Raw genomic sequence first — 6,359 nt, forward strand, 5'->3', positions numbered from 1 at the left:
CTAATTCTTTCGTTTTTTTATACTTCTTCAACAGTATAAGGCTTTTCCTTTCATTAATCAACCCCATCTGCCTGGTTTTCCCCGGATGGAGTTTCCGTAACGGTCTTTTCAATTCCAAGATAGGGCAGCACATTTTCAAAGATGCTCCGTACTACCGGCGCGGCAATGATCCCTCCATAATACATACCTTTAGGATTATGGATAATACAAAGAGCCAGGACTTTTGGGTCTTCTGCCGGTGCAAAACCCAGGAATGAAGAAATATATCGGCCGGAACCCCTTGGCAGGGTCTGGGAAGTAGCTGTTTTTCCCCCGATGGAAAAACCCTCGATCCTTGCATTTTTCCCGGAGCCTTCCGAAACTACTGTTTCCAGAATTGTCCGTACCGTCTGTGAAGTTTCTCCGGACACGATCCCGGTTTCCACCGGATATTCCAGTGTCTGCACTTCTGTTCCATCCACACTTTCCACACTGATTCCAAAATGGGGCGTGATCCGGTTTCCGCCGTTGATGATCGCACTGACCGTTGTTGCCAGCTGGATCGGCGTAATCTGAAACGACTGGCCAAAGGATACAGTGGCAAGTTCCACCTCTCCCATATTTTTCGGATTATGCATGATCGTTCCTGCCTCTCCCGGAAGATCAATTCCTGTTTTTTTCAAAAGTCCGAACTGTTTGAAATATTTATAGTAATTCTCTACTCCCAGCCGCAGCCCCACTTCAATAAACACCGGGTTGCAGGAATTCTGTGCGCCCTCCACAAAGTTCTGTGCCCCATGTCCGGTTCTCTTTGCACAGTGGATTCTCCGGTCCTCCACCACTTTATACCCCGGGCAGAAAAAACGATCTTCCGTTGACACAACTCCTTCTTCCAGTCCCGCTGCCATGGTGATAATCTTAAAAGTCGAACCTGGTTCATAAGTATCGTTCAGACAGGGATTTCTCCACATCTGGTTCAGAAGATCCTGCTTCTTTTTTCCATCTGAAGACGTTCCTTCTGTCTCTTCTGTGTTTAGCGTAAACGGATCGTTCAGGTCAAATTCCGGAACATTGACACAGGCATAGATTTCTCCATTCTGAGGATTCATAAGAAGAATGGAGACCCTCTCCGCCTGTTTTTCCTCCATCACTTTCAGAGCTGCCTGCTGTACATATTTCTGAATGTTAACATCCAGACTGGTCCGCAGTGTATTTCCCGCCACCGGTTCCTTCCGCCGTTCTCCTGTCCCGTCAATCTCCACTCCACGTGCATCGGTAACTGTGAGAATTTTTCCGGGCTCACCTTTCAGGATCTCATCATATTTCACCTCAAGGCCAATGATTCCCTGGTTGTCACCCCCTGTAAATCCCAGCACTTTGGAGGCAAGGGAACCACAGGGATAATATCTTTTGTAATCTTCATCCACTTTCACTCCCGCAAGTGCATATTCGCGGATCGCATCCCCGGTTGCTTTTTCCACATTTGTTCGAATTCTTTCAATAGAAGAAATTTTTTCTACTTTTTTCCTGATGATTTCTTCATCCATGGTCAGTTCTCTGGCAAGTACCTGAATTACTTTTTCCGGATCTTTAATCTGGCTGTGTATCACCGATACGGTACAGACTGTCCGGTTATCTGCCAGAATATTTCCATTGATATCCAGAATTTTTCCCCTGGCAGCCTTGATGTCACGTTCCCGCTCATGAAGGTCGTCTGCTTTTTTGGAATAATATTCAGACTGTGCTCCCATAAGGTACAAAAGCCGCCCCACAAGTCCCAGAAGAAGCGCCGCACAGACTATAAAAACCACCCAGATTTTTTTCCTGTGATAAACCATGGTCCGGATCATAAAAAAATCCCCCTCAGAGATTGTCATTGTAATATATGACATTTCCCTGAGAGGGTATTCGAAATCTTATTCCAGGCCGGCCTCTTCATTGGTAAGGCCATCACTCTGCATATCATTGTTATCTTCGGTATCTTCATCCTCAGAATCATCTTCCGGCGGACTTGGAACATCCTCATTGGAGATTGCTTCCTTCTGTCCGTCTGTGGCAGATCCTGTTGCGGAATCACTGATACCCTTAAAGATATCCCACAGTTCTGTCGTCGGAACTTCACCGTCCTCAGCCTCATCCGGCTGTACATTCAGATACGGAAGCGCTTCAGAAAGGATTCCTTGGGCAATATACTGTGCATAAGTACTGCTTGCCTGATCCTCTACATTCGGCTCATCTACAACAACGTAAATCACAAGAGCCGGATCATCCACCGGCGCAAAGCCGATAAACGATACCAGATATTTGCCATTGCCTCGCGGAAGCTTCTCGGCTGTACCGGTTTTACCACCGGAGCTGTAGCCCTGAACCTTAGAGGTACGGCTAGTACCATGATCTACACTGGCAGCCATATAAGACCGGATATCTGCGGATATCTTTTCGGAAATAGTCTGTTTCATCAGAGTTGGAGAAATCGTCTTCACAATTCCGCCGCTGCTGTCTTTGATCCTGGTTACCAGATGTGGCTGGTAATAATATCCGCCATTGATAACGGAACACATGGCGTTGATCTCCTGGATCATCGTCAGTGTATATCCCTGTCCAAATGCGGAACATGCAAGTTCTGTCTCTCCCATGGTCTCGCTGGTGTGGATTACACCGCTGCCCTCATTCGGAAGGTCAATACCGGTTCTTGTTCCGAAATTGAAAGTACTCTGCGTTTTAAGGAAATTGTCTTTTCCCATTTTCGCCGCAATCTGCATCATACCATCATTGCAGGAATTGGCAATAACATCGGAAAGTGCTTCTGTTCCATGGGCATCGGGCCATACCGCACATTTAATAAATGTCGTAGCTCCTTCCGCACCAAAGGACTGTCCGCCGTCGCAGACAAAATTATCCGTCTCGGAAATCGCTCCCATCTCAAGGGCAGAACCCATAACAATAGGCTTTACTACTGATCCCGGTTCGTATGCGTCTGTCACACAGAAATTACTCCATATTCCGTTCAGGGCATCTACAATTTCTTCATCGTTCATGGCCGCGATCTCACTCTCGGAATAAACGTTGGAAAGATCTCTCGGATTATTCAGATCGTATCGGTCTCCACCATCCATGGCCAGAATTTCTCCTGTTTTGGGATCTTCGATAATGACACCGACATTTTTGGCTCCCATTTTTTCTTCAAAAGTATTTACATACTTCTCTACAATCTGCTGAAGACCCAGATCAAGGGAAGTTTCTATGCTTTTTCCATCGGTTGGTTCTATAATGGTCTGCTCTACGTCGGAATTGTTGTTGATATATCCATACTGTCTTCCGTCAACGCCGGTAAGCGTTGCATTGTAGTAACCTTCCAGTCCGATATCTGCCACATCTCTGGAAAGTGTAAAACCAACGGTGTCACAGGCTGTTTCGTTGAACGGATAGGATCTTAAGTAGTCCTCCTCAAACCATACTCCTGTGACCTTGGAACGCTCTTTCTTCTGGGCAGCAGTCAGTTCACTGTCATCCCCCGGGTTCTCATAGCTCTCGAAAGCTTTCTTATCATCCATGGAGATCTGTTTCTTGACAATCTGATACTGACTGCTTTTTGTGCTGTCATCATTGAGAAGCTTACGCATCTCTTCCTCATCCAGGCCAAGTACTTCCACAAGAGCCTTGATGGTCGGCTCCACAGAGTCCTCATCCTTGTTGACTTCCAGACAGTCAAGAATTACATTATAGACCTTGTTGCTTGTTGCCAGAATATTTCCATTCCGGTCATAAATATCTCCCCTTTTGGCGGGGAGTGTCTGATTTTCATATTTCTGCTGTGCCTGACTCAGCACCTGTTTTCTGTATTTGCTTCCGCTTGTGGCATTAATATAGGTAATTCTTGCCACCAAACCAACTAAAGCCAACACCACTAAAGAAAATAGTACTGCCAGCTTTTTTTTCATATTCTTATTAATTTTTTTTACCGGCCTGCGCCTTCTTGTACTCAATCGATCACCTGCTCAAAAAACTGTACATCTGTTACTTGTGCGAATCTACATCCTGATACTGTCTCACATAGCTGTTACCCTCGGTAACATATGTCTGTATCTGATCCTCAGAAGGATATTTCATTCCAAGCTCACCGATTGCCTTTTTCTTGATCTCGCTGATATCAACATCAGAAGTAACCTGACTGTAATATGCATCGTTATCTTCCTTCAGCTGTGCAAGCTCAGATTCCAGATTTGCAACATTTTTCATACTCGCCGTGATTTCTGATTTTACCTGCAGATAATTGATACAGGTAAATAATACCGCAATGGAAACCGCAGTGAGAAACAGAACGAAACCTTTATTCATGGCCATCGCTTTTTCTCTGTTCCGCTGTATCTTCCTGTTCACAGCCTGCTTCGCAGGTGTCACAGGAACTGCGGATTTCTGTTTTCTCTCCTGGGCCAGCCGACGCCTTTCCTGTACACCGGGCAGATCAGTTCTCCGAGGAACTTCCTGTAACCTTTTTACCGCATTTCCCTGAACATACATTTCTCTGCTGTTCCTGACGGTATTCCGATTTCTTCTGGCTGTAGTCCCTCTTCCTGTCTTCGCCATTTGCCTACCTTCCATCTAAAAAAAACTCTTTTACAGCTTACGTTCAAAAATACGAAGCTTCGCACTTTTTGATCTCGGATTCTCTTCCATCTCCTGTTCACTGGGAAGGATGGGTTTCCTTGTGATCACTTTACCTTTTGATTTCTTTCCGCATACACAAACCGGAAAATCCGGCGGACAGGTACATGGATTTTCATTTTTGCGGAAAATCGTTTTTACGATTCTGTCTTCCAGAGAATGGAATGTGATAATACAGATCCTTCCTCCGTCATCCAGAAGATCGATCATTCCGTCCAGAGAATCACGGAGTACGTCAAGCTCTCTGTTCAGCTCAATACGTATCGCCTGAAAAGTCCTCTTGGCCGGATGTCCTCCTGTAGCCTGTACTTTCATGGGGATCGCTCCCCTTATAATTTCTGTCAGTTCCCCGGTTGTCTGAATTGGTGCCTGCGCTCTGGCAGCCACGATGTGCTTCGCTATATTCTTGGCGAATTTATCCTCGCCGTAATCGCGGATAATCCGATAAAGTTCCCGTTCTTCATAACCGTTGACAATATCTCCGGCTGTACGGCTCTGCCTTCTGTCCATTCGCATGTCCAGAGGAGAATCATACCTGTAGGAAAAACCTCTCTCTTCATTATCCAGCTGATAAGATGACACTCCTAAATCCAGCAGGATCCCGTCCACTTTTTCAATGCCACGAGATCTTAACTCATCTGCCATGTAACAATAATTGCTGCGAATGATTGTCACCTGATTAAAGGCTGACAGCCGTTCACTCGCAGCAATTATCGCATCCTGGTCTTGATCTATGCCAATAAATCTCCCCTTGGCAGAAAGTTTCTTACACACCTCTGTGGCGTGTCCCGCTCCTCCTAAAGTGCCATCCACATAGATTCCATCCGGCTTTACCCTTAAGCCATCAATGGTCTCATCGAGTAATACAGATTTATGTTTAAATTCCATATCCATCTCCTGTGGGATTTCTACCTGCGCTATGCTCAAATGACGATTCCAATGTTCTGCATGCTCTCCGCAATGCTGTCCATGTCATCATAATTGCAGTTCTCGCTCCACTTCTCCTTGCTCCAGACCTCAATCCGGTTCAGATTACCCGTAAGCACCACATCTTTCTCCAGACCAGCGAATTGGCGCAGCGTCTGCGGCACCAGAATTCTCCCCTGCTTATCCAGTTGGCATGTCGTAGCTCCGGCTACAAAGAAACGTGAAAAGGTTCTTGCGTCTTTATTTGTAAGTGGTAATGCTCGGAGTTTCTCTTCAAAGGCAGCCCATTCATCCATAGGATAAATGGAAAGGCAACCATCGAGCCCTCTGGTCAGTACGAACTCTTCCCCTAAGAGATCCCTGAACCTGGATGGGATGATCAGACGCCCCTTCGCGTCGATCGTATGATTATACTCGCCCATGAACATGAAACCCACCTACTCTCGTGAAACACGATTCTCCCCTTCGTGTTTCCAGGGTGCAAATGGTGTGTTCTGCCACTCAGCCCCATTCGCTACCACTATTCACCACTTTCTACCACTTATGTAATCATTCTAAACTATTTACCATGAAAAAACAAGTGCATATCCAAGTTTTTTTTCTTTTCATGAAATATCCACAGGTTTTTTTTCAGCATGTATATTTTCTGTGCATTATTATGAAATAAAAAAGGGAGTGTCGCAAAATCACCGGAATAGGTGATTGAGCGGCACTTTCTGCTTTTTAGAAAAGAAAATTGGCAGAAAATCTTTGTACGTTGATTTTCTGCCAATTTTTTTCGCACCTAA

General features: G+C 45.5%; 5 protein-coding genes. All 5 read right to left on the minus strand.

Annotated features, from left to right (window positions below; translation table 11 throughout):
* Positions 1-53: 53 nt before the first annotated feature.
* Entirely contained in the window at positions 54-1,829 is a 1,776-nt protein-coding gene (locus KQI39_RS05285; RefSeq protein WP_216417030.1) for a peptidoglycan D,D-transpeptidase FtsI family protein, read from the minus strand.
* Between the two features lie 66 nt (positions 1,830-1,895).
* Complete coding sequence (locus tag KQI39_RS05290; RefSeq protein ID WP_253293075.1) at positions 1,896-3,965, minus strand: peptidoglycan D,D-transpeptidase FtsI family protein; 2,070 nt, start codon at positions 3,963-3,965, stop codon at positions 1,896-1,898.
* A gap of 31 nt (positions 3,966-3,996) precedes the next feature.
* Positions 3,997-4,566, minus strand: coding sequence for a hypothetical protein (locus tag KQI39_RS05295; RefSeq protein ID WP_216417031.1), 570 nt, complete (start codon positions 4,564-4,566; stop codon positions 3,997-3,999).
* 30 nt (positions 4,567-4,596) lie between these two features.
* Entirely contained in the window at positions 4,597-5,532 is a 936-nt protein-coding gene (gene rsmH, locus KQI39_RS05300) for a 16S rRNA (cytosine(1402)-N(4))-methyltransferase RsmH (protein WP_148448540.1), read from the minus strand.
* 35 nt (positions 5,533-5,567) lie between these two features.
* Positions 5,568-5,999, minus strand: coding sequence for a division/cell wall cluster transcriptional repressor MraZ (gene mraZ, locus KQI39_RS05305; protein ID WP_148448538.1), 432 nt, complete (start codon positions 5,997-5,999; stop codon positions 5,568-5,570).
* Positions 6,000-6,359 lie beyond the last annotated feature (360 nt).

This window comes from Blautia sp. MSJ-36, assembly GCF_018917985.1.
Classification (GTDB): Bacteria; Bacillota; Clostridia; order Lachnospirales; family Lachnospiraceae; genus Blautia_A.